This is a genomic window from Azospirillum oryzae (assembly GCF_008364795.1).
GTDB lineage: Bacteria > Pseudomonadota > Alphaproteobacteria > Azospirillales > Azospirillaceae > Azospirillum > Azospirillum oryzae.
Genome location: NZ_VTTM01000001.1, coordinates 963,329 through 986,917, shown reverse-complemented (window position 1 = coordinate 986,917; position 23,589 = coordinate 963,329). Strand labels below are relative to the sequence as shown.

24 protein-coding genes are annotated in these 23,589 nt (G+C 67.9%); 11 read left to right on the top strand and 13 right to left on the bottom strand.

Annotated elements, in window-relative coordinates; translation table 11 throughout:
• Nucleotides 1-92: 92 nt before the first annotated feature.
• The 3 genes from FZ938_RS04740 to FZ938_RS04730 form a co-directional block, all read right to left on the bottom strand.
• The gene (locus FZ938_RS04740; RefSeq protein WP_149197455.1) at nt 93-2,147 is read right to left on the bottom strand and encodes a 4Fe-4S dicluster domain-containing protein; all 2,055 of its coding nucleotides are present in this window, start codon (nt 2,145-2,147) and stop codon (nt 93-95) included.
• 172 nt (nt 2,148-2,319) lie between these two features.
• Nucleotides 2,320-3,168 carry an ABC transporter substrate-binding protein gene (locus FZ938_RS04735; protein WP_149197454.1) on the bottom strand — a complete coding sequence of 283 codons (849 nt, stop codon included), beginning with the start codon at nt 3,166-3,168 and terminating at the stop codon, nt 2,320-2,322.
• A gap of 121 nt (nt 3,169-3,289) precedes the next feature.
• Entirely contained in the window at nt 3,290-3,991 is a 702-nt protein-coding gene (locus FZ938_RS04730; RefSeq protein ID WP_149197453.1) for an ABC transporter permease, read from the bottom strand.
• An 86-nt stretch (nt 3,992-4,077) separates the two neighbouring features.
• Between FZ938_RS04730 and fdhD the strand changes: the two genes are divergently transcribed.
• The 11 genes from fdhD (at nt 4,078) to FZ938_RS04675 (ending at nt 13,548) form a co-directional block, all read left to right on the top strand.
• Complete coding sequence (gene fdhD / locus FZ938_RS04725; RefSeq protein WP_149197452.1) at nt 4,078-4,959, top strand: formate dehydrogenase accessory sulfurtransferase FdhD; 882 nt, start codon at nt 4,078-4,080, stop codon at nt 4,957-4,959.
• On the top strand, nt 4,949-5,587 hold the full coding sequence (gene mobA / locus FZ938_RS04720; protein ID WP_149197451.1) for a molybdenum cofactor guanylyltransferase MobA: 639 nt from the start codon (nt 4,949-4,951) through the stop codon (nt 5,585-5,587). Before fdhD ends, mobA begins: the two co-directional genes overlap by 11 nt.
• The gene (locus FZ938_RS04715; RefSeq protein WP_149197450.1) at nt 5,584-6,105 is read left to right on the top strand and encodes a DUF3305 domain-containing protein; all 522 of its coding nucleotides are present in this window, start codon (nt 5,584-5,586) and stop codon (nt 6,103-6,105) included. The genes mobA and FZ938_RS04715 overlap by 4 nt, the downstream gene beginning before the upstream one ends.
• Complete coding sequence (locus FZ938_RS04710; RefSeq protein ID WP_149197449.1) at nt 6,102-6,620, top strand: DUF3306 domain-containing protein; 519 nt, start codon at nt 6,102-6,104, stop codon at nt 6,618-6,620. Before FZ938_RS04715 ends, FZ938_RS04710 begins: the two co-directional genes overlap by 4 nt.
• Before the next feature lie 371 nt (nt 6,621-6,991).
• The gene (locus FZ938_RS04705; protein WP_149197448.1) at nt 6,992-7,618 is read left to right on the top strand and encodes a TorD/DmsD family molecular chaperone; all 627 of its coding nucleotides are present in this window, start codon (nt 6,992-6,994) and stop codon (nt 7,616-7,618) included.
• A 17-nt stretch (nt 7,619-7,635) separates the two neighbouring features.
• A complete protein-coding gene (locus FZ938_RS04700) occupies nt 7,636-7,902 on the top strand; it encodes a hypothetical protein (RefSeq protein WP_246457521.1) in 267 nt (88 codons plus the stop codon).
• A gap of 13 nt (nt 7,903-7,915) precedes the next feature.
• Complete coding sequence (locus tag FZ938_RS04695) at nt 7,916-10,816, top strand: formate dehydrogenase subunit alpha (RefSeq protein WP_149197447.1); 2,901 nt, start codon at nt 7,916-7,918, stop codon at nt 10,814-10,816.
• Nucleotides 10,817-10,834: 18 nt separating this feature from the next.
• On the top strand, nt 10,835-11,512 hold the full coding sequence (fdh3B, locus tag FZ938_RS04690; RefSeq protein ID WP_149197446.1) for a formate dehydrogenase FDH3 subunit beta: 678 nt from the start codon (nt 10,835-10,837) through the stop codon (nt 11,510-11,512).
• Between the two features lie 2 nt (nt 11,513-11,514).
• Nucleotides 11,515-11,697 (top strand): hypothetical protein, encoded by a 183-nt coding sequence (locus tag FZ938_RS04685; RefSeq protein ID WP_143266735.1) that lies wholly within the window; start codon nt 11,515-11,517, stop codon nt 11,695-11,697.
• Between the two features lie 25 nt (nt 11,698-11,722).
• A complete protein-coding gene (locus tag FZ938_RS04680) occupies nt 11,723-12,766 on the top strand; it encodes a formate dehydrogenase subunit gamma (protein ID WP_149197445.1) in 1,044 nt (347 codons plus the stop codon).
• A 92-nt stretch (nt 12,767-12,858) separates the two neighbouring features.
• Complete coding sequence (locus tag FZ938_RS04675) at nt 12,859-13,548, top strand: class II aldolase/adducin family protein (RefSeq protein WP_149197444.1); 690 nt, start codon at nt 12,859-12,861, stop codon at nt 13,546-13,548.
• Between the two features lie 13 nt (nt 13,549-13,561).
• On the opposite strand, the gene FZ938_RS04670 is transcribed toward FZ938_RS04675, so the two are convergent.
• The 10 genes from FZ938_RS04670 to FZ938_RS04625 all read right to left on the bottom strand — a co-directional run bounded on the left by FZ938_RS04670 (nt 13,562) and on the right by FZ938_RS04625 (nt 23,543).
• Complete coding sequence (locus FZ938_RS04670) at nt 13,562-15,565, bottom strand: sensor histidine kinase (RefSeq protein ID WP_246457519.1); 2,004 nt, start codon at nt 15,563-15,565, stop codon at nt 13,562-13,564.
• 199 nt (nt 15,566-15,764) lie between these two features.
• Nucleotides 15,765-16,574, bottom strand: a complete 810-nt coding sequence (locus FZ938_RS04665) for a DODA-type extradiol aromatic ring-opening family dioxygenase (RefSeq protein WP_149197442.1) — start codon at nt 16,572-16,574, stop codon at nt 15,765-15,767.
• A 169-nt stretch (nt 16,575-16,743) separates the two neighbouring features.
• A complete protein-coding gene (locus tag FZ938_RS04660; protein WP_149197441.1) occupies nt 16,744-17,223 on the bottom strand; it encodes a F0F1 ATP synthase subunit B family protein in 480 nt (159 codons plus the stop codon).
• The gene (locus FZ938_RS04655) at nt 17,220-17,870 is read right to left on the bottom strand and encodes a F0F1 ATP synthase subunit B family protein (protein ID WP_109156034.1); all 651 of its coding nucleotides are present in this window, start codon (nt 17,868-17,870) and stop codon (nt 17,220-17,222) included. The genes FZ938_RS04660 and FZ938_RS04655 overlap by 4 nt, the downstream gene beginning before the upstream one ends.
• 94 nt (nt 17,871-17,964) lie before the next feature.
• Complete coding sequence (locus tag FZ938_RS04650) at nt 17,965-18,189, bottom strand: ATP synthase subunit C family protein (protein ID WP_012973363.1); 225 nt, start codon at nt 18,187-18,189, stop codon at nt 17,965-17,967.
• A gap of 78 nt (nt 18,190-18,267) precedes the next feature.
• Nucleotides 18,268-19,011, bottom strand: a complete 744-nt coding sequence (locus FZ938_RS04645) for a F0F1 ATP synthase subunit A (protein ID WP_109154072.1) — start codon at nt 19,009-19,011, stop codon at nt 18,268-18,270.
• Nucleotides 19,012-19,023: 12 nt separating this feature from the next.
• Entirely contained in the window at nt 19,024-19,392 is a 369-nt protein-coding gene (locus FZ938_RS04640) for an AtpZ/AtpI family protein (protein WP_109154071.1), read from the bottom strand.
• Nucleotides 19,393-19,644: 252 nt separating this feature from the next.
• Complete coding sequence (locus FZ938_RS04635) at nt 19,645-20,259, bottom strand: SCO family protein (RefSeq protein ID WP_149197440.1); 615 nt, start codon at nt 20,257-20,259, stop codon at nt 19,645-19,647.
• An 86-nt stretch (nt 20,260-20,345) separates the two neighbouring features.
• Nucleotides 20,346-22,559: a bacteriohemerythrin gene (locus FZ938_RS04630; RefSeq protein ID WP_149197439.1), complete on the bottom strand. Its 2,214-nt coding sequence runs from the start codon at nt 22,557-22,559 to the stop codon at nt 20,346-20,348.
• 228 nt (nt 22,560-22,787) lie between these two features.
• Nucleotides 22,788-23,543 (bottom strand): PhoH family protein, encoded by a 756-nt coding sequence (locus FZ938_RS04625; protein WP_149197438.1) that lies wholly within the window; start codon nt 23,541-23,543, stop codon nt 22,788-22,790.
• Between the last annotated feature and the right edge of the window lie 46 nt (nt 23,544-23,589).

Genomic DNA, 23,589 nt, shown 5'->3' with positions numbered 1-23,589 from the left:
TATGTTCGCCACACGCACGATGTGCAACGGTAACGGGACCCTATTCCACATCACGGTATGCCGACTTTGACTGCGATCAAGAGGGACCGGCATCAGATCAGCTTTTGTCGCACGGCCGCCAGTTGTGCTTCCCGTTCGGCTTCCTCGCGTTCGCGCAGGTCGTCGTCGGTGGTGCGCGGCACCGGCGGGCGGCCCAGGGAGAAGGGCTCGTTCCCGCGTTCGAACTGGTCGCGCACGCGGCAGTCCTCGCACATGCGGATGCGGTTGGCGGCCTCCGGCGTCGCGAACATCCAGTGCTTGCCCGCCAGCGTGGTCACGATCTTCTCGATCGAGGACTTCGTGGCGAAGGGCTTGCCGCAGGACACGCAGCAGAAGGGTTCCTCCTCCTTCACCACCGTCGCACCGCGCGCCTGATCGCGGAAATCGATCTCCGGCACCAGCGAGATGACCTTCTCCGGGCAGGTGGTCTTGCACAGGCCGCACTGCACGCAGGCGTCCTGGGCGAAGGACAGCATCGGCTTGTCGGCATTGTCGAGCAGCGCCCCGGTCGGGCAGGCGCCGACGCAGGAGAGGCAAAGCGTGCAGCCCGCCACATCCACCGACACACGGCCGAAGGGAGCGCCCGGCGGCAGCGGCAGAACCTCCACCGGTGCGGGAGCGACCTTGTGCAGGTGGCGCAGCGCCAGCATGGTCACCGTGCGCTTCGGCCCCATCGGCAGGAACATCCCGGCCTCGACGGTGTCCGCCGGCAGGCTCCAAAGCTCGTCGGCCACCGCGTCGGGATCGGCGGCGTCGATCACCGCCACCCGGCCGGAGCCGTAGCCCAGCCCGCTGAAGGCGGCCTCCGCCAGCCCGATCTGGTTGGCGAGGCCGGCGGTCTCCCCCTCGTTCTCCGGTCCGGTCAGGATGCGGACATGGGTGCAGCCATAGGCCAGCGCCAACGCGAACAGGTCGAAGCCGACCTGCGTCACCTCGTTCAGCGCGAAGGGCAGCACGCGGGCCGGCAGGCCGCGGCCATGCCGAGCCATCATGCCGACCAGCGCATCGCCGTGGCGCGGGTCGTGGATCAGCAGGGCGGGGGCGCCGCCGCCGGCCTTCCGGTAGGTGCCCAGCAGCGTGCGCAGCCGCTCATAGACAGTGGCGGCCGGCGGCAGGGCATAGGTCGCAGCCCCGGTCGGGCAGACCGCGGCGCAGGACCCGCAGCCGGCGCAGACATGCGGATCGATGGCGACATGGTCGCCGTTCGGCGTGATCGCCCCGGTCGGGCAGACGTCCAGGCAGCGGGTGCAGCCGGTCTTGCGGCTGCGCGAATGGGCGCAGAGATCGGCCTTGAAGTCGACGAAGCGCGGCTTCTCGAACTCGCCGACCAGATCGGTGATCTCCAGCAGCGCCTTGGCCACCTGGGTCGGGCTGTTGGGGTCGGGGCGCAGGTAGCCGTCGCGGCGCTTGTGATCGGGAAACAGCGGCGTGCCGCCGGTCAGGTCGAGGATCAGGTCGCAGCGGGCCGACGCCCCCTGCCGCACCGGCTCGAACCCCAGCGCCCCGCGCGAGGAGGGGAGGGCGGGAGCGTAATCGTCGACCACGATCTCGAAGGCGCCGACCCAGCCGCGGGCGGCGCGGATGCGGCCGCGGAAGATCGCTACGTCCATCACCGGCGGCGGCGCGATGTCCTTGGGGCTGGTCAGCAGGACCGTGACGTCGAGCCGCTTGGCCAGTTCCCGCCCGGCCTCGATGGCGCGTTCGTCATTGCCATAGACCAGGCAGGTGCCCTGCGAGGTCAGGGTCAGGGCACCGGTCGGTGGGATCGGCAGGGCGGCCTCGGCCAGCAATGCCGCGATCTTCGGCAGCGCCAGTTCGCCCTCGTCCGACCAGCCGGCGCGCTCGCGGATGTTGGTGAAGGTCAGGGACGTATCGGGCGCCACCTCCGCCGCGACTTCGCTGAAAAGTGGCGCTTCCTGGGTGCAGGCGACCAGCAGCGGCTGCCCGGTGGCGACCGCCGCCTCGAATCGGTCGAGCTGCGCCCGGCACAGCTGGGTATGCACGGTGGGAACGCTGCCGTCGCCGCATGCCTTGCCGAGCGCCGCCCCGTCCAGCGCGATGCTGTGCGCACAATCGCAGGCGAGCACCGTCCGATCGCCGATCTTCATCGTCCCCAAAACTCCCGTCGCTTGGGGCTGACGCCCCTGGCCTGAGGACACTCATATGGGGGAATGCGGCGCGATGGGAACGGGAATCTTATTGGGGCCGGTCCGGATAAACGCTGACTGGACAGTTCCTGCGACCCTACCGGACAGCGGGATCGCAGGAACCCGCCGCTCCTTACGCCCCCGGCTCGTTGGCGTTGGGGAAGAACAGCTGTTCGCCATTGATGGTGTAGTCGGCGATGGCCTTCTGGCCTTCCGCCGAGACCAGCCAGTCGACGAAGGCCTGACCGTCGGCCGCCTTGACGTGGGGGAACTTGGCCGGGTTGACCAGCATCACGCCATATTGATTGAACAGGCGCTTGTCGCCCTCCACCAACACCGTCAGCGGGCCGCGGTTCCTGAAGTTCAGCCAGGTGCCGCGGTCGGTCAGGGTATAGCCGTTCATCGCCGCGGCGGTGTTCAGCGTCGGACCCATGCCCTGGCCGATGGAGCGGTACCAGCCGCCATCCGCCTTGGCAGGATCGAGATTGGCCGTCTTCCACAGGGCGAGTTCGGCCTTGTTCGTGCCGCTGTCGTCGCCGCGCGACACGAAGGGGGCCCTGGCCTCGGCGATCTTCGACAGCGCCGCGGCGACGTCCTTGCCGCCCTTGACGCCGGCCGGGTCGCTGGCCGGGCCGACGATGACGAAATCGTTGTACATCACCGGCTTGCGCAGGGTGGAGAAGCCCTCGGCGACGAACTTGTCCTCCGACGGCTTGTGATGGACGAACAGCACGTCGGCGTCGCCGCGCTTGGCGAGGTCGATGGCCTGACCGGTGCCCTTGGCGACGACCCGCACCTCGATGCCGGTCTTGGCGGTGAATTTCGGCAGGATCGAGCCGAACAGTCCCGAATCCTCGGTCGAGGTGGTGGAGGCCACCGTGATGAAGCGGTCGGCGGCCGACGCCGACGGCGGGACGGCTGCCTGGATCAGGCCGGTCAGGGCCGCGGCGGCAACCCCCAGCACGAATGAACGGCGCAGCATCGCGTCACTCCTCCCTAAAGGCGTTGTTGCCCACGAGGCATATCGTATGCCGGCAATCCCTGCAAAGCCTTGCCGGGTTCCCGTCGATTTTGCCGCATGGCGGAAAAACCGGCCCCCCGGATCAGGCCGGCCTGTCTCCCGCCTCCTTCAGCAGCGATGCGGCGAGGTTGACCGCCAGCGACAGGGTCATCAGCACCATGCCCAACCCCAGCGCCATCGGCAGGTCGCCCTTGCTGGTCTCCAGCGCGATGGCGGTTGTCATGACGCGGGTGACATGCTCGATGTTGCCGCCGACGATCATCACCGCCCCGACCTCGGCCGAGGCGCGCCCGAATCCGGCCAGCACGGTGGTGACGAGGCTCCAGCGCGCTTCCGACAGCAGGGTAACCAGCCGGCGGATCGGCCCGGCGCCGGCGACGCGCAGCAGGTCGTCATACTCGACCAGCAGATCCTCCACCGTCTGGCGGGCGAGCGAGGCGACGATCGGCACGATCATCACCGTCTGGGCGACGATCATCGCCGCCGGCGTGAACAGCAGACCCAGCACCCCGAACGGGCCGGAGCGCGACAGCAGCAGATAGACCACCAGCCCGACCACCACCGGCGGCAGCCCCATCATGGTGTTCAAGGTGATGGCGACGGCGCGCCGGCCGGGAAAGCGCAACGCCGCGACGGCGGCGCCCAGCGGCAGGCCGATCAGCGTGGCGATGGCGACGGCGGTCAGGCTGACCCGCAGCGACAGGCCGATGATCCGCATCAGCCCGTCGTCCATCGATACGATCATGGAAAAAGCGACGGCGAGGGCTTGGGAAAAATCCTGCATTCAGTCCAAATCACTTTTCAAATCGTTCCGGCGGGGGCTTGTCCGATGGACGCCGCTCGCCCACACTCGCGCGCATGAGCCCGACCATGAGCCTGAAGACCTTCACCATAGCGCCGGATCCGGCGAACCCCAAGCTGACCGAGCGCGTCCGCGGCCTCGACCAGGACGGCCGCGAGATCGAGACCTCGGTCACGGTCGAACGGCCGCTGACCCTGTACCTGAACGGGCAGGAGATCGTCACCATGATGACGATCGGCGATTATCCGGACTGTCTGGCCGTCGGTTATCTGCTGAACCAGAACATGCTGCGGCGCGACGACCGCATCACCGGCATCGACGTGGACGAGGAAACGGACACCGTCGTCGTCCGTACCGAGCGCGCAACCGACTATGAATCCAAGCTGAAGAAGAAGACGCTGACCTCCGGCTGCGCCCAGGGCACCGCCTTCGGCGACGTGATGGAGACCTTCGAGTCCGTCAAGCTACCGGCCGACGTCCGGCTCCACACCTCGTGGATCTACGCGCTGTCCAAGCAGATCAACCTGCAGCCCAGCCTGTATCTGGAGGCCGGGGCCATCCACGGCAGCGTGCTGTGCCAGGGCGACCGGCCGCTGGTCTATATGGAGGATGTCGGCCGTCACAACGCGGTGGACAAGGTCGCCGGCTACATGCACCTAAACGGCATTTCCGCGTCGGACAAGATTTTCTACACCACCGGCCGCCTGACATCCGAGATGGTGATCAAGACGGTGCAGATGGGCATTCCGATCCTGGTCTCGCGCTCCGGCTTCACTGCCTGGGGCGTGCATCTGGCGCGGCAGGCCAACCTGACGCTGGTCGGCCGGGCCAAGGGCAAGCGCTTCATCGCGCTGGCCGGCACCGACCGGCTGGTCTTCGATGCCGATGCCGCCGGAACAACCGACGAGGATGCCCGGCATGGACGCAAGGGAAGCCGCGATGACGACTAACTCCGTTCACCCCGACATCGGCGGCGTGCTGCTGGCCGGCGGGCTGTCGCGCCGGATGGGCGGCGGCGACAAGTGCCTGCGCCCGCTGGGCGACCGCAGCATCCTGGAACGCATCGTCGCCACCGTCCGGCCGCAGGTTGGGCCGCTGGTGCTGAACGCCAACGGCGATCCGGCCCGCTTCGCCCATCTCCACCTGCCGGTGGCGGCGGATGTGGTGGAGGGCTATGCCGGCCCGCTCGCCGGCGTGCTGACCGGCATGGAGTGGATGCGCGGCACGGCGCCCGGCATCGCCTGGGTCGCCAGCTTCGCCACCGACGCGCCTTTCATCCCGCGGGATCTCGTCACCCGCATGGTGGCGGCGCTGGAGCATGAGGGCGCCGACCTCGCCTGCGCCCGCTCGGGCGGGCAGGACCATCCGGTCTTCGGCCTGTGGCCGATCCGTCTGGCCGGCGACCTGCGCCGCGCCATGGTGGAGGAGGGCGTCCGCAAGGTCGATGCCTGGACCGCCCGTTACCGGCTGGCCGTCGCCGACTTCGCCGTCGATCCGGTCGATCCCTTCTTCAACACCAACCGGCCGGAGGATCTGGCCGAGGCGGAACGCCTGCTGGCTGCGGGACATGCGTCATGACGGACAAGCCCGTTACCCAATCCCTTGAGCGCATCGAGACCATGCCGCTGGGCATCGTGGTGGAACGCCGCCGCGGCGTCACCGCCTGGGCCGACTGGAGCTGGCGCCCGGTGTCGGTCATCCCCGGCGCCGGCCCGGTCGATCCGCCCGGCCGGGTGCTGATGGAGGGGGAGGGCTGGACCCACAGCCACGCCGCCACCCTGACGCTGGAACTGTTCCGCACCGATACCGAAGGTTACCGCCTGAACCTGTCGCAGGATCCGCCGCGCCTGTGGGTGGTGATGCGCCCCGGTGTCGGCCCCGGCACGGATGGCGAGGAACTGGTGCCCTTCACCGTCACCGCATCCGCCCATGAGGGGGAGGGCTATCAGGTCGGTGCCGATGTGGTGGAGACGGTGCCGATGCCGGCGGAGGTGATCGCGCTGGTCCGTGATTTCGTCGAGCAGCATCATGTCGATGTCCCCTTCCACAAGCGCGAGCGCAAGCGCCATTTCGAGAAGGAGGACCGGCAGCGGTGAGCGACGAAGCCTTCCTGTCGCGCTGGTCGCGTCTGAAACGGACGGCGGTCAAGCCGGAGCCGACTCCCGTCGAGGTCCCGCCGGTCGACGAGACGGCGGAGCTTCCCGTCGTCGTCGCCGATGAAATCCCGGTCGATTCCGCCCAGCCGGATGCGGAACCCGAAGACCCGTTGAAGGACCTCCCGCCGATCGAGGAACTGACCGGCGAGTCCGACTTCACCCCCTTCCTGCGCGCCGAGGTGCCGGAGGACCTGCACCGCCAGGCGCTGCGCAAGCTGTGGACCTCCGACCCGATCTACGCCAACGACGACGGGCTGAAGGACTACGCCGACGACTACGCCAGCCTGTTCACCGGCGGGGTGCCGGTGAAGACGCTCTACCGTGTCGGCAAGGGCTTCCTCGACACGCTGGACGAGGTGGCGGAGCAAGGCGGGCCCTCTCCCGTCCCGGGAGAGGGAGGGGACCCGCAAAGCGGGGAGGGTGAGGGGCAGTCCAAGAGTCCCGAACCTGCCTGATCCTTGCGCCACCCCTCATCCTTCCCTCTCCCGGGGAGGGAGAGGGAGCTTCCCCCTCGCAAAACGACTTTCAAATTGCGACGGATCGTCGCGCCAGTGCGGACCCCTTCAAAGCACAGGGGCGCTCTGACAGCGCGAACATAGCGCCGCGATAAAGTTTCATTTGTCCCCACTTTCGGGCGCGTCCTTGGTTGACAAAAGAACAGGTTCAGTCCTTCTATTATTCATCTGCCGAACGCTAAGCCACTGTAAGGCAACGGCTTTTCGCAGGTGCATCAAAAGGGGTGCAGGACCTTGGGTCCAAGGACGGCGCGCGGCGGGACCGTGAACGCCGATGCACCCGTCTTGTGTCCGGGAGGAGTTTGCGGCGCGTGTCCAAGGCCGTCGATCACACCGTTTCTCCCGCGGTCGCGGAGGAGGAACTGCTTCGCGCGCAGGTCTATGCCCTGCTGGCGCGCCTGCTGGCGCGCGCGCCCGATGCGGCGTTTCTGACGGTGCTGAGTGAACTGGTCGGGGAGGGCGGCGACTTCGGCGCCGCGCTCGACCAATTGGCCGATGCGGCGCGCGGCAGCGACCCGGCGGCGGTGGAGGAGGAGTTCACCACCCTCTTCATCGGTGTCGGCGGCAGCGAGCGCACGCCCTACGGCTCCTTCTACCTGACCGGATTCCTGAACGAGAAGCCGCTGGCGGAACTGCGCGCCGATATGGCGCGGCTGGGCATCGCCCGTGCCGATGGCGTGACGGAGCCGGAGGACCACATCGCCGCCCTGTGCGAGATGATGGCCGGCCTGATCGCCGGCGAGTTCGCGCCGGAGGAGGGCGGGACCGCCGGCCTCGATGCGCAGCGGGCTTTCTTCGACCGCCACATCGGCTCCTGGGCCGGGCGGTTCTTCGCGGATTTGGAGACCTCGCCGTCGGCCCGCTTCTATCGGGCGGTCGGTGCGGTCGGACGGAGTTTTCTGGCGGTCGAGGCGCGCGCCTTCGACCTTGCGGCGTAAAGGTGAGGAGCGAAGCCATGACGCGGAACGCGGTCAAAGCCACGGACGAAGCAGCAAAGCAGAACACGGACATTCAGGGCACGGACGCTCAGAGCACGGAAAAGGGGCTCGCCCGGCGCGACCTGTTCCGCGTCGCCGGTCTCGGCGTCGGCGCTCTGGGTGCCGTCGCGGCCGGCGTGACCGCCACGAGCGGAACGGCCGAGGCCGCCCCGGCAGAGACGACCTCCACGGGCTACCGCGAGACCGACCATGTCCGGAAGGTCTACGAAGTCAGCCGCTTCTAAGAGGAACGCCCCGATGCTCATCAAGAAAAGCTCGGCCACCTCCGGCGGCCGCCATCTCGCCCGTACCCTCACCCAGACGCTGGCCTCCGCCACCGGCGTTACGGTCGACCGCCGCGCCTTCCTGCGCACCTCCGGCATCGCCGCCGGCGGTGCCGCGCTGGCCTCGGCCATGCCCTTCGGGATGGTGAAGAAGGCCGACGCCGCCACGGCCGCCGCCGTCGCCGGGGCACCGGTGAAGCAGATCAAGACGGTCTGCACCCATTGCTCGGTCGGCTGCACCGTGGTCGCCGAAGTGCAGAACGGCGTCTGGATCGGCCAGGAGCCCGGCTTCGACAGCCCGATCAACCTCGGTTCGCACTGCGCCAAGGGCGCGTCGGTGCGCGAGCACGCCCATGGCGAGCGCCGCCTGCGCTATCCGATGAAGATGGTCGACGGCAAGTGGACCCGCATCAGCTGGGACCAGGCGATTGAGGAGGTCGGCTCCAAGCTGCTGTCGATCCGCGAGCAGTCCGGCCCGGATTCGGTGTTCTGGCTCGGCTCGGCCAAGCACAGCAACGAGCAGGCCTATCTGTTCCGCAAGTTCGCGGCGCTGTGGGGCACCAACAACGTCGACCATCAGGCGCGAATCTGCCACTCCACCACGGTGGCCGGCGTGGCGAACGTCTGGGGTTACGGCGCCATGACGAACAGCTACAACGACATCCAGAAGTCGCGCGCGCTGTTCTTCATCGGCTCCAACGCCGCCGAGGCGCATCCCGTCGCCATGATGCATGTGCTGAAGGCGAAGGAGCAGAACGCGGCCCCGCTGATCGTCGCCGATCCGCGCTTCACCCGCACCGCCGCCCACGCCAACGAATACATCCGCTTCCGTCCCGGCACCGACGTGGCGCTGATCTGGGGCATCCTCTGGCACGTTCTGCAGAACGGCTGGGAAGACAAGGACTACATCGCCAAGCGCGTCTACGGCTTCGACGACATCCGCGCCGAGGTCGCCAAGTGGACGCCGGAAGAGGTGGAGCGCGTCACCGGCGTTCCGGGCTCGCAGCTGCACCGCGTCGCCCGCACCCTGGCCTCCAACCGTCCGGGCACCCTGGTCTGGTGCATGGGCGGGACCCAGCACCACATCGGCAACAACAACACCCGCGCCTATTGCGTGCTGCAGCTGGCGCTGGGCAATGTCGGTGTGTCGGGCGGCGGCACCAACATCTTCCGCGGCCACGACAACGTCCAGGGTGCGACCGATTTCGGCGTCACCTCGGACAGCCTGCCTGGCTATTACGGCCTTGCCGAGGGCGCGTGGCGCCACTGGGCGCGCGTCTGGGATCTCCCGTATGACGACATCCAGAAGCGCTTCGGCTCCAAGGCGCTGATGGAGAGCACCGGCATCCCGGTGTCGCGCTGGTTCGACGGCGTGCTTGAAGCCAAGGAGAACCTGGACCAGCCGAACCCGGTCAAGGGCATGGTCTTCTGGGGCCACGCGCCGAACAGCCAGGTCCGTCTGCCCGACATGAAGAAGGCGATGGAGAAGCTGGAGCTGCTGGTCGTCGTCGATCCCTATCCGACGATGACGGCGGTGCTGCCCGACCGCAAGAACGACTTCTACCTGCTGCCGGCCGCGACCCAGTTCGAGACCTCCGGCTCCGCCACCGCGTCCAACCGTTCGGTGCAGTGGCGCGACAAGATCGTCGAGCCGCTGTTCGAGGCCAAGACCGACCACGAGATCATGTATCTCTTCGCCAAGAAGTTCGGCTTCGCGGCGGATCTGGTCAAGAACATCAAGGTCAACGGCAACGAGCCGCTGGTCGAGGACATCACCCGCGAGTGGAACCGCGGCATGTGGTCGGTCGGCTACACCGGCCAGTCGCCGGAGCGGCTGAAGCTGCACATGCAGCATCAGGGCACCTTCGACAAGACGACCCTGCGCGCCGTCGGCGGTCCGTGCGACGGCGATTACTTCGGCCTGCCCTGGCCCTGCTGGGGCACGCCGGAGATGAAGCATCCCGGTTCCGCCAACCTCTACGACACCTCGCTGCCGGTGGCCGAGGGCGGCGGCGCCTTCCGCGCCCGCTTCGGCGTCGAGCGCAACGGCGTGACGCTGCTGGCCGAGGGCTCCTATCCGGAAGGGTCGGAGATCAAGGACGGCTATCCGGAAGTCACCATGGCGATGCTCCAGAAGCTGGGCTTCGACAAGGACCTGACGGCGGAGGAACTGGCGGTCATCCAGAAGATCGGCGGCGAAAAGATCGGTGCGGTGTCCTGGACCACCGACCTGTCCGGCGGCATCCAGCGCGTGGCGATCAAGCATGGCCTGAACCCGCCCGGCAACGCCAAGGCGCGCTGCGTCGCCTGGAACTTCCCGGACCCGGTTCCGATCCACCGCGAGCCGCTCTACACCCCGCGCCGCGATCTGGTCGCCAGCTATCCGACCTACAAGGACACCAAGTCCTGGCGCGTGCCGACGCTCTACAAGTCCATCCAGGACCGCGACGTGTCGAAGGAATACCCGATCATCCTCACCTCCGGCCGTCTGGTCGAGTATGAGGGCGGCGGCGACGAGACGCGCTCCAACCCCTGGCTGGCCGAGCTGCAGCAGGACATGTTCGTCGAGATCAACCCGTTCGACGCCAACAATGCCGGCGTCAAGGACGGCCAGCTGGTCTGGGTCGAAGGCCCGGAGAAGGGCAAGGTGAAGGTCAAGGCCATGGTGACCGAACGGGTCGGCCGCGGCGTCGCCTTCATGCCCTTCCATTTCGGCGGCGTGTATCAGGGGCAGGATCTGCGCTCCAAATACCCGGCCGGGGCCGACCCGATCGTGCTGGGCGAGGCCGCCAACACGGCGACCACCTACGGCTATGATTCGGTGACCCAGATGCAGGAAACCAAGACCACCCTTTGCCGCATCCAGGCGGCCTGACGCGCGGGAGTTTGAACCATGGCCCGGATGAAATTCCTGTGCGACGCCGAGCGCTGCATCGAGTGCAACGCATGCGTCACCGCCTGTAAGAACGAGAACGAGGTGCCCTGGGGCATCAACCGCCGCCGCGTCGTGACCATCAACGACGGCCGGCCGGGGGAGCGGACGATCTCGGTCGCCTGCATGCATTGCTCCGACGCGCCCTGCAAGGCGGTCTGTCCGGTCGACTGCTTCTACCAGACCGACGAAGGCGTGGTCCTGCACAACAAGGACCTGTGCATCGGCTGCGGCTACTGCTTCTACGCCTGCCCGTTCGGCGCGCCGCAATACCCGCAGGCCGGCAATTTCGGCACCCGCGGCAAGATGGACAAGTGCACCTTCTGCTCCGGCGGTCCGGAGGCCGACAATTCGGAGGCGGAGTTCAAGAAGTACGGCCGCAACCGTCTGGCCGAAGGCAAGCTGCCGCTCTGCGCCGAGATGTGCTCGACCAAGGCGCTGCTGGCCGGCGATGCCGACAAGGTGTCGGACATCTACCGCGAGCGCGTGGCCGCCCGCGGCTTCGGTTCCGGTGCCTGGGGCTGGGGCACCGCCTACCAGACCAAGTCGGGTCAGGAGCGCGGCCAGCCCGGCGGCTCCCTGTTCCAGGGCACCGGCGGTCCGGCCGGCGGCCTGCCTGTGCAGAAGCAGGGGCTGTGACGGTGACGCGCCTCGTCCTGCTGGCGTTCGGCGCCGCTGTCCTGCTGGCCGGTTGCCAGGAGGACGGGGCGCCGCGCCCGGTCCATCTCGACAAGGGCGTCTACCAGGGTGCGGCCGACACGCCGTTGACCGCCGAGCAGGTGCGGGCGCTGCAACAGCGCACCGCCTATCAGGCTGTGCGATAGGGAGCGTCCGATGGAAGGTCATCGCATGAAGTCGGCTCTTGCCGCTCTGCTGCTCGGGATCGGCTTTGCTGGCGGCCTCACGCTGCCGGCAGCCGCCCAGTCCAGCGTCCGCGTCGGTGGGCCGGTGGCGGAGCAGCAGATCGACCGCGACGCTCCGCCGGTGCCGACCCAGATCCCGGGGCAGAGCCGTGCCGACACCTGGCACGGCATCCGCCTGGGGGAGCAAGGCACCGTCTCGATCCCCAACAAGCAGGCCGGTGTCCTGATCCAGTCGGAAGGCGAGGCGTGGCGCGCCGTGCGCAACGGCCCGCTCAGCCAGTATGGTTCCTGGGTGCTCGGTGGCATCCTGGCCCTGCTGGCGCTGTTCCTCCTGGTCCGCGGGCGTATCCGCATCGACGGTCAGAAGACCGGCCGCACCATCCAGCGCTTCAACGCCTTCGAGCGTGGTGTGCATTGGATGACCGCCGGCAGCTTCGTCGTGCTCGCCATTTCCGGCCTGAATGTGCTGTACGGCCGGCACACGCTGCTGCCGCTGATCGGGCCGGAGCCGTTCGCCGCCCTGACCCATTACGGCAAGCTGGCGCACAATTTCCTCGGCTTCGCCTTCATCCTGGGCGTGGCGCTGATCTTCGTGATGTGGGTCGGGCACAACATCCCGTCGCGCCATGACCTGACCTGGTTCCTGAAGGCGGGCGGCCTGTTCTCCAAGGGCGTCCACCCGCCGGCGCACAAGTTCAACGGCGGTCAGAAGGTCATCTTCTGGGCCACCGTGGTCGGCGGTGCCGCGCTCGGCTTCACCGGCGTGCAACTGGTCTTCCCCTTCAGCTTCGCCACGCTGGAGGAACTGCAGCTCTACCAACTGGCCCACGCCGCGATCGCCGTGGTGATGATCGCCATCATTCTGGCGCACATCTACATCGGCTCCGTCGGCATGGAAGGCGCCTTCGCCGCCATGGGCGACGGTCAGGTCGAACTGCAATGGGCGCGCGAGCACCACTCGCTGTGGGTCGAGGAAGTCACCGGCGAGAAGGTGCGGCACGGACACCATCGCGGAACGCCGGCGGAGTAGGGAAGGCGTTCCTTCATCAGCATTTCTCCCCTCCCCCGCCCAGCGAGGGAGGGTTAGGGTAGGGGTTACCCACCACCCCGGACGCTGCCGCCATGACCAGCCACCTTGCCGAACGCCAAGCCTTGATCGACGGCTGCCTCGCCATGAACCGGCTGGGCGTCAATCAGGGCATGTCGGGGAACCTGTCGCACCGGATCGACCGCGGCTTTCTCGTCACGCCGACCAGCATGGCCTATGACGCCATGGCTCCGGACGACATCGTCGAAATGGGCTTCGACGGCACCTATCTCGGCAACCGCCGTCCCTCGTCGGAATGGCGCATCCACCGCGACATCCTGCGGGCACGGCCGGACGTGACGGTCGTCCTCCACGCCCACCCGACCTTCGCCACCGCGCTGGCGGTGCATGGCCGCGGCATCCCGTCCTTCCATTACATGGTGGCGCTGGCCGGCGGGGATGCGATCCGCTGCGCTCCCTACGCCACCTTCGGCACGCAGGAGCTGTCAGATCACGCCCTGACGGCGCTGGAGGGGCGGCTGGCCTGCCTGCTGGCCAATCACGGTATGATCGTGCTGGGCACCACTGTGCAGTCCGCCCTGTCGCTGGCGGTCGAGGTGGAGACTCTGGCCCGCCAGTATCTCTACGCCCAGCAGTTCGGTGAACCGGTGGTCCTTCCGGCCGACGAGATCGCGCGGGTGGCGGAAAAGATGCGTCGGATGAAATACGGCCAGCCGATCGACGACGGCGACGCGCCGGAAGACACCGCACGCCCCCGCTACTGACCCGCGCTCCCGATTACGGCCCGATCTGCGTCATCGACGTGCTGCTGGCGAGATGCCCGGCCGGCTTCAGGGAAGCGACGCGCAGCAGCGGCTTGGCGTTGCCGACCGCCTCCACCTGCAGGGGGCGCTCTTCCGCCGGCGGTTCATAGACGGCGGGCAGGGCGATGGTGATGCGGGTGCCCTGGCCGGGCTCGCTCGCCACTTCGATGTCGCCGCCCAGCATGGCGGTGTAGTGCCCGACCAGCGTCAGCCCAAGCCCGGCGCCGCGTGGCTTGCCCTGGCCGCGGGTCGCCACCGCACCGTTGCCGGCGCCCTGGACGAAGGGCTGGAACAACCGTCCGGTCTGGGCGGTGGGGAAGCCGCGTCCGGTATCGGCGACCGTGAAGCGGTACCAGCGGGCGCCGTCGCGCTCCACCTTCTCCGCCGCCAGGGTCACCGTCCCGTCCTGGGTGAATTTGCAGGCATTGTCCAGCAGGTTCAGCAGGGTCTGCCGCACCTTGGTGAAGTCGGAATGCATCTGGCCCAGCCCGGCCGGCGCCGACAGGTCCAGCGCGTTGCCGTAAAGGTCGGCGGCGGGCATCGAGCGCTCGCGCGCCTCGGTCAGCAGCCGGTTGATGTCGAAATCCTGCAGGCAGACGTCCATCGCCCCGGCCTCGACCTTGGCGTAATCCAGGATGGCGTCGACCAGGGTGGTCAGCTGCTCGCCGGTCCACTGGATATGCTCGACGTCGGTCGCCAATTCGTCCACGCCCAGCCGGTGCAGGTCGGTCATCAGCGTCTGGCTGGCATTGACGATCTCGGTCAGCGGCCCGTGCAGTTCGTGGCCCATATTGACAAGGAAGTCGCTCTTGGCCCGGCTGGAGGCCTCGGCCATCGCCTTTTCGCGCAGCAGGCGGGTGTGTTCGACCTCCGCCTCGCGACGCTCGCGATCGGTGTCCTCGGCGTTGCCGCGCAGCACTTCCACCGCGCGGGCCATGGCGGCGATCTCGTCCTGGCCGGTCAGCGCCGGCAGGGTGATGTCGGTGCGGCCGGCGGCCAGCGCCGTCACCGCGTTCGCCATCGTCCTCACCGGAACCGCGACGCTGCGCTGGACCAGCCACAGCGCGACGAGCCCGGCCAGCAGGATCAGGCCGCCGATCCACAGCGCGACGTTGGTGTAGCCGGACAGGCCGTTGCCCAGCGTGCCGCGCAAGGCCTGGGTCCCCGCCTCCGCCCGCCGCCGGATCTCGCCCAGATTTGCGGCGATGCCGGCCGCGTTGGCGGCCATCGCCTCGGCGCGCAGATTGTCCTCCTCGACCACCGACGATTCGATCGCCGTCAGCACGCCGCCCGCCTTCGCCAGCAGGGCAGTCACCTCGTCGATGGCCTGCTTGGTGCCGGGCACCCACAAATAGCGGTTCATTTCGGCCAGACGGTCGCGGGCGACGGCCAGCTGGGCGCGCATCGCCTCGGCGTCCTGCGGATCGCGACGGTCGATATAGCGGGTCAGATGCTCCTGCATCAGCAGGGTGGCGATGGCGGCGTCGCTGGCGAGCGCGGTCGAATCGACGCCGCCGGCATTCTTGAGCTGGTTCAGCTTCTGGCGGGTCTGAGCGACCAGAGGTTCCAGCACGCCGGTCATCTGGCCGTTGCGGTCGCCGCGCAGGGCGATCAGCTTCTGCACCGCCGCCCAATAATCCTCCAGCGATGCATGGGCCTTGTCCACCGCCTGCCGGTCAGCCGTCTCCACCACGCCCTTGGCCAGCGCATCGAGCCGCTCGCGCAGCGTGTCGTGCCGCCAGGAGGCGTCGAGAAGGCTCTGGTCGTCGCCATAGGTCAGATGGTCGCGCACCGCGACCTCCAGGTCGCGCAGGCTGACGTCGGCGTCGGCCGCCACCTGGGACAGGTCGGCGCGGCCGGAGAAGGCGCCGATGTCGCGCGACACCGCGTAGAACCAGCCAAGCCCGACCAGGGCCAGCAGGACCACCAGCCCAAGGGCGATGCCGAAGCCGGCGCCCACCCGCGCCGACACGGTCATGTCGCGGAATCGGGTCCGGCGGCCGCTCCGGGACAGAATGCCGTTCCGCTTCACACCGACTCCCGCTCGCGCTGTGCCTGACGATTCCCGCGTCCGACCGGCCACAACCAATGAGCGGCCGGTCGCCGCGCGGCGCGGATTGTAGCTTGGCTATCCCCTCAGGCAAACAGACAAGTGTGCGACGGAGTACCGCCAAAGATCAGGTGGAATCGGCGTCCCTGGCGGGATCCGTGTCGGCGGCGGTGAACGCATAGGCGTGCATGCCCAGGCTGCCATGTTCGAAGCCGGCATGCAGCCGCTCGGTCCTCGGCCGAGGACCGGCGGCACCGAGCGCTACCGGCAGCGGCAGGAAATGCTCGTCCGTCGGGTGGGCACGGCGGGCGTCAGGACTGGCGTCGAGCCAGTTGCCGAGCGCATCGGCATCGCCGGCCTCCAGCGTCCGGTCCAGCCAGCCGGCGAAGCCGGTCGCCCAGGGGGCGGCGCTGGTGCCGCCGAAGCGGAACTCCCGCAGGTTGTGCACGGCGCCGCCGCTGGCGAGGATCAGCACGCCGTCCCGCCGCAGGGGTTCGAGCGCCCGGCCGAGCGCGATGTGATCGGCGGCGCTGCGGCGGGGCATCACCGACAGCTGCGCCACCGGGATGTCGGCCTCCGGATACATCAGCATCAGCGGGACCCAGGCGCCGTGATCCAGCCCCTGCGACGGATCGACGACGGCTCCGGCCAGGTCCGCCACTCGCCCCGCCAGTGCCGGCGCGCCCGGTGCCGGGTAGCGCATGCGGTAGAGCGCATCGGGAAAGCCGTAGAAGTCATGGATGGTTTCCGGCGCCTCCGCTCCGCTGACTGCAGGCACGCCAGTGGTCCAATGGGCCGAAACCGCGAGGATCGCGCTCGGCCGTCCAAGCCTGCGGCCCAGCCCGGCAAGGAAGTCGCGTCCGGCGCTGGGTTCCAGGATCAGCGTGGGGGCGCCGTGGGAGACGAATACGGATGGGAGCGGGGTGATATCGGACATCGGTGAACGGAACTCCGGCCGGGCGGTAGGGGAGGGCAGATGAGGACTGGCGACCGTTCCATTCCAGCAAAGAAAAACCCCGGCGCATAGGCCGGGGTTTTTCCAAAGTCCGTTGTTCACGCCGCAACAATCATTGCCGCGGAACCCGGCTGATCGATCGGGGGAACGATCAGTGCAGATGCTTCGGCAGTTCGCTGATCGACTGCTCGATCAGCTTGTCGGCCTGGGCGGCGGGCAGGCCGCCGGACAGGACGCGCTTGCTGGCGCCGATGGCGATGTCGACCGTCAGGTTGCGGACCTCGGCCAGCGCCGCGGCTTCCGCCTGGGCGATGCGGTCCATGGCCTGCGCCTCGCGGCGCTTCAGCGACGCTTCGAGGTCGCTGCCGGCCTGGCTGCGCAGGCGGGCGGCTTCCTCGCGGGCATGGGCCAGAACGGCCTCCGCTTCCTTCTGGGCGTCGGCCAGACGGCTCTGGTAGCCGTTCAGCAGGGCCTGTGCGTCCTTGTGGAGACGCTCGGCTTCGTCCAGTTCGGAGCGGATGCGCTCGGCGCGGCCATCCAGCATGGTGCCGATGGCGGCCGACGCCTTCTTCCAGACCAGGGCCACGAAGATGACGAAGGCGACGAAGACCCAAAATTCAGGTGCGTTCATCCCCGGCGCTCCTCAAGCACGGCCGCGACGGCGGCATCCGCCTGGGCCTGATCGACCTCGACGCCGGCCAGACGGCCGGTGATGTCCTGGACGATGCCGGTCGACTCGGCGCGGATGTTGGCCAGAGCCTGTTCCTTCGCCGCGGCGATGGAGGCTTCGGCATTGCGCAGGCGTTCGGAGATATCGGCGTTCAGCTGGGCCTGACGGGCCTGGTTGTTCGCCTCGATCTCGGCGCTGGCCTCGGCGATGACGCCTTGGGCCTGGCTGCGGGCGCCGGCGAGGGACTTCTCGACCTGGGCCAGGATGGCCTCGGCCTCTTCCTTCAGCTGGGCGGCCTTGGCGAGGTCGCGCGAGATGCGCTCCTGCCGCGCTTCCAGAACCTCGGCCACGCGCGGAAGCGCCTTCTTGGACATGAGGTAGTAGAGAACGCCGAAGGTCAGAGCCAGCCAGAAGATCTGGGTCGGGAAATTGGCGGGATTGAGCTGCGGCAGGCCGCCGGAAGCGTGCTCGCCGCCGTGCGCCGCGTCCGGAGCGTGCTCCGCCGCGGCCGCCAGGACGGTGCCGGCCATCGTGGTGAGGGTAGCGAGCGAAGCGCCCGCCACTCCCGACCAGCGGGCCAGCCGGCCTTTGGCCAACAGGTTCGGCATGATCGGTCCCCCTAGGCAAAGGAGCGGCGCCGAAACTCCGATCAGGAAGCCCGGCGCCGCGTCAGAGCTGTTTTTTTGAAAAGCCGCTCTGGCCTTAGGCGAACAGGATCAGGAAGGCGATCAGCAGGGCGAACAGCGCGACGGCTTCCGTCAGCGCGAAGCCCAGAATGCCGATCGGGAAGACCTTCGGCTGGACGGCCGGGTTGCGGGCGATCGAGCCGATCAGCGTCGAGAAGATGTTGCCGATACCCAGGCCGACACCGGCGAGGGCGATAACGGCAAGACCGGCACCGATGAACTTGGCGGCTTGAGGATCCATAGTACTCTCTTCCTCTAGGTAAGGGTGAACTTGTTGGAACTGTTGGTGAACTAGGGTCCGGCGATCGTCAGGCGCTGCTTAGTGCAGTTCCAGGGCGTCGCGGATGTACAGGCAGGTCAGGATCGAGAAGACGTAGGCTTGCAGGAAAGCCACCAGGAACTCGAAGCCGGTCAGGGCGACGTTGATCGCCAGCGGGACGAGGCCGGTGACGAAGCCCAGCGCGCCCATGCCGCTGATCATCATGACCGTGAAGCCGGCAAAGACCTTCAGCATCGTGTGACCCGCCATCATGTTGGCGAAAAGTCGGATCGAGAGGCTGACGGGGCGCATCACGTAGGAGATCACTTCGATCGGGATGAGGATCGGAGCGAGCGCGATCGGAGCGCCATGCGGCATGAAGAAGGAGAAGAAGTGCAGGCCGTGCTTCATCAGGGCCAGGATGGTCACGAACACGAACACCGTCGCCGCCAGCGCAAACGTCACGATGATGTGGCTGGTGAAGGTGAAGGTGTACGGGATCATGCCGATCATGTTGCCGATCAGCACGAACATGAAGATCGAGAACACGAACGGGAAATAGGGGCGGGCGTCGTGGCCGGCGTTGTCGCGCACCAGGTTCGCGACGAACTCGTAGAACATCTCGGCCAGCGACTGCAGGCGGCCCGGAACCATCGACTTGTTCGCCACGCCCATGACCAGCAGGGCGTAGATCGCCGCCACGGCCACGACCATGAAGAAGGCCGAGTTCGTGAAGGACACGTCGTAGCCGCCGAGCACGATCTGGAACAACGGGTTGATTTGGAACTGGTGCAGCGGATCCAAGGTCGTCCTCGCTCAGTGTGCGTCGCCGTCTTGGCGCTCGTTGTCGTCCCCAGTGGGCCGGCGGTAGCCGGCGGCGATGCCGAAGCCTGTGACGGCCCGGTAGACGTTCAGGACTCCCGCCGCAGCCCCCAGGAAGAACATGACGATCAGTCCCCAGGGCGCGGTGCCGAGCCAGCGATCGAGCAGAAGCCCGCCGCCGACGCCGACGATCATGGCCGCGACCAGTTCGGTCCCGATGCGCCAGGCGGTGGCGAGAGCGCCCTGCGGCGGACGGTGGTATTTGCTACCGGGTCCGCCCGACCAGCCGCGTTGTCCCTCACGCGCCTTGCGCAACCGGGCTTCGAGATCATCCAAGGGATCGGGGGGCGATTTGTTGTTCATTCCGCCTCTCAATCACTCTTGGCTCGCAGCCATGCGAAAGCGGCGAGACCATACGGGCGGGGCGTTACCCTGTCAAGTCGCAAAACCTGTAGTGTAAGTCGTTGAAAAATAAAGAAAAGAGCCGAAAACTCGCGGATTTTGCCGCGCTGCGGCGCGTTGTCCCGCTCCAGCATGCGAAAAAACCCGGTGGTATGACCGCTTTTCAGGGTTTTTTCGCCGCTTTTCACCCGGTCCGGGGCCGGTCCGCCCCACTCAGCCCGCAATACGGGGCGACAGATCCTGCGCGATCTTGTCGGCGGTGGTGCCGCCGGGATACACCCCGACGAACTTCCCGTCCGGCCCCATCAGGTAAATAAAGCTGGAGTGATCCATCAGGTAGTCGTCGGCTTTTCCATCCTTTTGCGGTGCTTTGGCATAATAGACGCGATAGGCGCGCGCCGCCTCCCGCACCTGCTCCGGCGTGCCGGTCAGGCCGACGAGCCGGGGGTGGAACAGGCTCACATAGTCCTTCATGTGCGCCACAGTGTCGCGGTCCGGGTCGATCGTGATGAAAATCGGCTGGACCTGCTCCGATTTCGGCCCCAGCTGGTCGAGCGCCTGGGTCATCACCCCAAGTTCGGTCGGGCAGACGTCCGGGCAATAGGTATAGCCGAAATAGATCAGCATATACTTGCCGCGGAAATCGGCGTCGGTGATCGACTTGCCGGTTTGATCGGTCAGCGTGAAGGGACCGCCGATCGGCACTGCGGACTTCGTTCCGCTTTCCACCGTGGTGGCGGCGTTGCGCACCTGCCACCAGGCGATACCGGCGGACACGGCGATGGCGAGGACGGAGGCGGCGGCGATGCGCAGGAGACGTGTCTTCATGGTCCGTCAGGAATGGGGCCGTCCGCGACCCAGGTCAAGGGGCGAGGTCAAGGGGGCGCGGCGCCATTGCGCAGCCGATGCCCCGGTCAGGCCGCCTTCGCCGCCACCGCCGTCGTCGCCTTTGCCTCCATGCTGCGGCCCGTTGCCGCCAGATGCTCGCCGATCCGCTTGTCGGCGCGCTGGATATGTTCGAACAGCCATTCGCGCAGCAGCGCCAGCAGTTCGTCCGCCACGGAGTCGCCGGCATCCAGACGGCGGCGCAATTCGCCGGCACGGGTGCGCAGCGCCTCATGCTGGGCCTTGTGGGCCGTGGTGCCGGGATAGCCGCACTGGTCCATCAGCCGTTCCTCCTGCTCGAAATGCAGGACGGTGTAGGCCAGCAGCCGGCCGACGGCCTCGCCCAATGCCCGGCGATTGCCGCCCTCCCGCCCCGCCGGTGCGGCCTTGGCCTGCTGGGCGAGAGCGGCCGCCTCGTTCATCAGCGCGATCAGGATCATGTGGTCGGTGTCGATCGCCTCCTCACCCACCGCAAGGCCTTCCGTCCAGGGCATGAACAGCTCCGACCCTTCCGAAGGCGCGTCATGCAGGGCGGTGAGCGGCGCGGAGTTGATCGCCCCGACATTGACCAGGAAGGCATCGACCATGCCGCGCAGCCCCTGTGCCTGCCGCGACAGACCTCCAGCGGCCTCCAGCAGGGCGTCGGCCGACCGTTCGGTCTCCAGGGCCGCGTCGGAAACCGCGTCGATGCTGCTGGAAACTTGCCGGGTGCCCTCCGCCGCCTCGCCGGCGCTGCGGGCGATCTCGCCGGTGGCGGCGCCCTGCTGCTGGACCGCGGTGGCGATGGAGGTGCCGATCTCGTCGCTGCGGGCGACGATGGCGCCGATCTCGTGGATCGCGGCGACGGCGGCACGCGTCGCCTCCTGCACGTCGCCGATATGGCGGGCGATCTCCTCGGTGGCCTTGGCGGTCTGGTTGGCCAGCGTCTTCACCTCGCCGGCGACCACGGCGAAGCCCTTGCCCATCTCGCCCGCTCGCGCCGCCTCGATGGTGGCGTTCAGGGCCAGCAGGTTGGTCTGCCCGGCGATGCCGGCGATCAGGTCGGCGACCTCGCCGATCTTACGGGCGGCCTGACCCAGCCCGTCGATCCGCTCGCCCGCCTTCTGCGACGCCTCCACCGCCTGGGTGGAGATGGCCGAAGAGGTCACCACCTGCTCGCCGATCACGGCGATGGAGCCGGTCAGCTGCTCCGCCGCCGACGCGACGGTCTGCACGCTGCTGGAGGCCTGCTGCGAGGCGCCGGCGACGGAGGTCGCCTCGCGCCGGTTGCGGTCGGCGGTGGCCGACAGGGCGCGGGCGGTGGTCTCCAGCGTGCCGACGGCGCTGCCGACGGTGCGGATCGTCTCGGCGATGGTGGCGTCGAAGCGGTCGGTCAGCCGTTTCAGCGCCTGGGCGCGCTGATCGGTCACGCGATGCTCGATCTTCTGCCGGTCCCAATGGCGGGCGAGGTCGATCTGCTGGACCCGGAAGACCTCGACCGTGCGGGCCATCGCGCCGATCTCGTCGCCGCGGTCCAGGCCGGGCACGGCGACCGCGCTGTTGCCGCCGGCCAGATCCTGCATGACGCGGCCCAGCCCGTCCAGCGGCCGGACGATGGCGCGGCTGACCAGCAGGGCGAGCAGCACGGCGGCAAGCGCGATCAGCAGCCCGGTCCCGGCCAGCCGCAGCGCGGCCTGGCGGAAGGCGACGTCGACGTCGTCGATGTAGATGCCCGACCCGATCAGCCAGCCCCAGGGGGTGAAACCCTTGACATAGGACAGCTTCGCCACCGGCTGTGCCGATCCCGGCTTGGGCCAGAGATAGTCGACGAAGCCGGCGCCGTCGGCCTTCACCACCCGGACGAACTCCTGGAACAGCAGCTTGCCGTTGGGATCGGCGTTGCGCGACACGTCGGTACCGTCCAACTCGGGCTTGATCGGATGCATGATCATGCGCGGGGCGAGGTCGGTGATGAAGAAATACTCGTCGCCATCGTGGCGCAGAGCCTTGAGGGCGATTTTCGCCTGTGCCTGAGCCGCGGCACGGGGAAGGGTGCCAGCGCGTTCCTGCGTCTCGAAATGGGCGATCAGGCTGTGGGCGACCTCGACGACGTTGCGGGTCTTGTCCTGGCGGTCGGCCATCATCTCGGCGCGCAGGCCCATCAGGCTGACCGCGGCGACCAGAACCAGCCCGAGGCCGGCCGCGGCCAGGATCAGTGCTATCTTGCCCTTGATGCTGATGCGTTCGAACAAGGCAACGGTCACGGCGGCAACCCCTTCGGCAACGAAACGGCGATGTCCATAAAATTTTCGGGACTTTTTGCCGGGCCGGGGCTGCTCGTCAAGTGCTAATGTTCGTATATCTTACGTTTCGCTCAACGGAATGTCATTATTGCAACCATAGTGGGGTGTGACCGGCGAAGGCCGGCTTGCAGGCTGCCGGGAGATGCGGTGACCGCAACTCCCGCGCAACCACAGGACGATCCCGGAGGATCAGAGGACCGTCAGCATGCTGGCGACCAGCGGGTGGCGGACGATGTCCTTTTCCGTCAGGCGGGCGACGGCGATTCCCTCCACCGCCTCCAGCCGGCGGGCGATGTCGGCCAGCCCGGACAGGTTGTCCAGCAGGTCGGTCTGGTCGGGATCGCCGGTCAGCACCATGGTGGAATGCCAGCCCAGCCGGGTCAGCAGCATCTTGATCTGGGCATAGGTGCAGTTCTGCGCCTCGTCGATCACCACGAAGGCGTTGTTCAGGGTGCGGCCGCGCATGAAGCCGACCGGGGCGATCTCGATGGTGCCGTCGGCCATCATGGTGCGCAGCCGCTTGGACCCCAGCCGGTCGGTCAACGCGTCGTAGAGCGGGCGCAGGAAGGGCGCCATCTTTTCATGCATATCGCCGGGCAGATAGCCGATGCTCTCTCCCGCCTCGATGGCCGGGCGGGACAGGACGATGCGGTCGACGCTGCCGGATTCCAGGGCCTCCACCGCCGACGAGATGGCGATGTAGGTCTTGCCGGTGCCCGCAGGGCCCAGCGCCACCACCAGATTGTGCGTCTTGATGGCGTCCATCAGAAGCTTCTGGTTGGGGTTCTGCGGCTTCACCTTGCGGAGATAGCTCTGGTCGCGGCGATCCTCGTTCCCACCGAGCGGGTCCCAGCCGAAAGCGGCGGGGGCGTTCATACCGGGGAAAAGCGGGTGGACGGTGGAGTCGTCCGCCGCAGCGATGCCTTTGCTCGAACGCTTGGCCATGTCGCATCTCCTCGAATGGTGGGGGTGGAGCCAAACCCCGGAATGG

Coding starts and splice junctions, on each gene's coding strand:
- FZ938_RS04740 (WP_149197455.1), bottom strand. CDS start 2,147: ATGAAGATCGGCGATCGGACGGTGCTCGCCTGCGATTGTGCGCACAGC.
- FZ938_RS04735 (WP_149197454.1), bottom strand. CDS start 3,168: ATGCTGCGCCGTTCATTCGTGCTGGGGGTTGCCGCCGCGGCCCTGACC.
- FZ938_RS04730 (WP_149197453.1), bottom strand. CDS start 3,991: ATGCAGGATTTTTCCCAAGCCCTCGCCGTCGCTTTTTCCATGATCGTA.
- fdhD (WP_149197452.1), top strand. CDS start 4,078: ATGAGCCTGAAGACCTTCACCATAGCGCCGGATCCGGCGAACCCCAAG.
- mobA (WP_149197451.1), top strand. CDS start 4,949: ATGACGACTAACTCCGTTCACCCCGACATCGGCGGCGTGCTGCTGGCC.
- FZ938_RS04715 (WP_149197450.1), top strand. CDS start 5,584: ATGACGGACAAGCCCGTTACCCAATCCCTTGAGCGCATCGAGACCATG.
- FZ938_RS04700 (WP_246457521.1), top strand. CDS start 7,636: ATGACGCGGAACGCGGTCAAAGCCACGGACGAAGCAGCAAAGCAGAAC.
- FZ938_RS04695 (WP_149197447.1), top strand. CDS start 7,916: ATGCTCATCAAGAAAAGCTCGGCCACCTCCGGCGGCCGCCATCTCGCC.
- fdh3B (WP_149197446.1), top strand. CDS start 10,835: ATGGCCCGGATGAAATTCCTGTGCGACGCCGAGCGCTGCATCGAGTGC.
- FZ938_RS04680 (WP_149197445.1), top strand. CDS start 11,723: ATGAAGTCGGCTCTTGCCGCTCTGCTGCTCGGGATCGGCTTTGCTGGC.
- FZ938_RS04675 (WP_149197444.1), top strand. CDS start 12,859: ATGACCAGCCACCTTGCCGAACGCCAAGCCTTGATCGACGGCTGCCTC.
- FZ938_RS04670 (WP_246457519.1), bottom strand. CDS start 15,565: ATGACCGTGTCGGCGCGGGTGGGCGCCGGCTTCGGCATCGCCCTTGGG.
- FZ938_RS04665 (WP_149197442.1), bottom strand. CDS start 16,574: ATGTCCGATATCACCCCGCTCCCATCCGTATTCGTCTCCCACGGCGCC.
- FZ938_RS04660 (WP_149197441.1), bottom strand. CDS start 17,223: ATGAACGCACCTGAATTTTGGGTCTTCGTCGCCTTCGTCATCTTCGTG.
- FZ938_RS04655 (WP_109156034.1), bottom strand. CDS start 17,870: ATGCCGAACCTGTTGGCCAAAGGCCGGCTGGCCCGCTGGTCGGGAGTG.
- FZ938_RS04650 (WP_012973363.1), bottom strand. CDS start 18,189: ATGGATCCTCAAGCCGCCAAGTTCATCGGTGCCGGTCTTGCCGTTATC.
- FZ938_RS04640 (WP_109154071.1), bottom strand. CDS start 19,392: ATGAACAACAAATCGCCCCCCGATCCCTTGGATGATCTCGAAGCCCGG.
- FZ938_RS04635 (WP_149197440.1), bottom strand. CDS start 20,259: ATGAAGACACGTCTCCTGCGCATCGCCGCCGCCTCCGTCCTCGCCATC.
- FZ938_RS04625 (WP_149197438.1), bottom strand. CDS start 23,543: ATGGCCAAGCGTTCGAGCAAAGGCATCGCTGCGGCGGACGACTCCACC.